Origin of the sequence: Clostridium sp. CCUG 7971 (assembly GCF_017590215.1) — a bacterium.
Taxonomy (GTDB): domain Bacteria; phylum Bacillota; class Clostridia; order Peptostreptococcales; family Peptostreptococcaceae; genus Faecalimicrobium.
Genome location: NZ_JAFFPK010000235.1, coordinates 1 through 1848 on the forward strand (window position 1 = coordinate 1; position 1848 = coordinate 1848).

Below are 1848 nucleotides of genomic sequence, written 5' to 3' on the forward strand. Positions count from 1 at the left end.
GACGAATAAAATATTATAGATCCTATCATAGAAAAAATTACTATTATTATATACTTTATTATACTATTTGGTTTAATCATTACTTTTTCAGACATACTTTACAATCCTCCTTCTACTATGGTTAGCATTTAATTTTACAACCCATAAAAGTTACCCCAGTATATTAGTCCATACTTTGTTATAATCCAGTTTTTCAATTCACTATAAGTAGATTTTTCAACAGGAGGGTTTATTAGAGTATATATCATTTGATTTTTTCCTATTTTCTTCTTATAAGGCTTATCTGATATTTTAAGATTTACTGCAGTAATTGGATTTCCTGTTCTTGCAATTGCAAACCTTAATGCTCCAGTAGGAGTTCCTATAACATATACTATAGTTAATATTATTATAATAGATGCTATATTTTCTGATTTAATTTTCATCTTATCCTCCCCCAATATTACTTCATATTTTATTTCTATTACTAATTGAATAGTAAAATATATTTTTTATTCTAAACTTATCTCTAATTTTCCATCTTCATCAATTTTATTAATAGCTGCATAAACTTGTCCACTATATCCGTTTTCTAAATATCCAACTAAGCATTCATCATGTATATTACCATTTTTATCTTTATATATTAAAAATATTGAATTTTCTCCTTGAACTTGTTTAGTATCTACTTTTTCTTTCCAAGATTTATTTGGCTCTATTTTAGAAATTGTTTTTATTACTCCACCAACTTTATACCTTAATTCTAAATCAATAATAGTTGAATCAGTTGCATTTGTAATATATAATTTATATCCATCGTTAATATTTTTAATCCAAGCCAACGCTATAAGTACTACTACTATTGTAGTTACACTTACTATAATTTTACTTATTTTACTCATCTCCTGCCCCCTAAGTACTATATATAACTATTTATATTATTTAAATTTAGCACCTATAAAAATCAATCAAATATTAAACTGTCATTTATCATTATAATGTCATAGTAATATGCCTTATTTCTTGTAGTTATATCGCATCCTGATTTTTTCCTATAAATCTTAATTTTATATTCTCATCTAAGCATAAGTTTTCTACATTCACAGTTTATTAGTTATCCTCTTTGCTTATGATAATTTCTTGATTCCACTACTAAACTACCAGATGGTCTTTAATTTTGCAATACATTATGCCTGAAAGGCCATTTTTTGTACCTAAATGGGTATAATTTTATAAAATCCTTTAATACGTTTAACTATCTACTCTCCACTATAATTTAATCAAGCTTAAAAATATTAAGTAGATTTTCTATATGTCTATTATTGAAACTAAAAAATTGGTTATGAATTTTAAAACTAATGATGAAAAGAAAGTATCTTTATCAGTTAAATTATAATACTTTCTTCTTCCACCAGAATTTTGCTCCACCCCCACCCCAATATGCTTGAGTTAAATTTTTATATTCTACTCTTTTAACAACTCGGTACATAGTTCCTTCTTTTATCTTAAATTCACTTTTTTATCTTACCTCTTTGTTTAACTCCATTGTATATATCACCTACTTTATATTTAGTGCTCTATAATACAATATTTAATTTTAAAACTGTATTAGTTTCTAAATTTCACTTTATGAATTTGTATTATTTAGAATAAAAGTGTCCATGAAAACAGCTATTTTGTAGACCTTTTATTAAACTTTAAATTTAGATATAATTAAGTTAAAGACTGTAATATAATATAAATAAGAATTTGAGGTGAAAATATTATGGAAAAATATATAAAAGAAGAATTGTTAGAGGCACTACAAGTTGTATCTTCAACTATCAGTAACTGTGAAAAAATACATCCCAAATTTGCGGAGGGTACCTC

Annotated in this window: 2 protein-coding genes; both read right to left on the reverse strand. The window is 25.1% G+C overall.

The genetic code is table 11. The features are described from left to right. Positions 1-134 precede the first annotated feature (134 nt). The gene (locus JWF52_RS19020) at positions 135-425 is read right to left on the reverse strand and encodes a YjcN family protein (protein WP_208335040.1); all 291 of its coding nucleotides are present in this window, start codon (positions 423-425) and stop codon (positions 135-137) included. 66 nt (positions 426-491) lie between these two features. Beyond that, on the reverse strand, positions 492-881 hold the full coding sequence (locus JWF52_RS19025) for a hypothetical protein (RefSeq protein ID WP_208335041.1): 390 nt from the start codon (positions 879-881) through the stop codon (positions 492-494). Positions 882-1848: the final 967 nt, after the last annotated feature.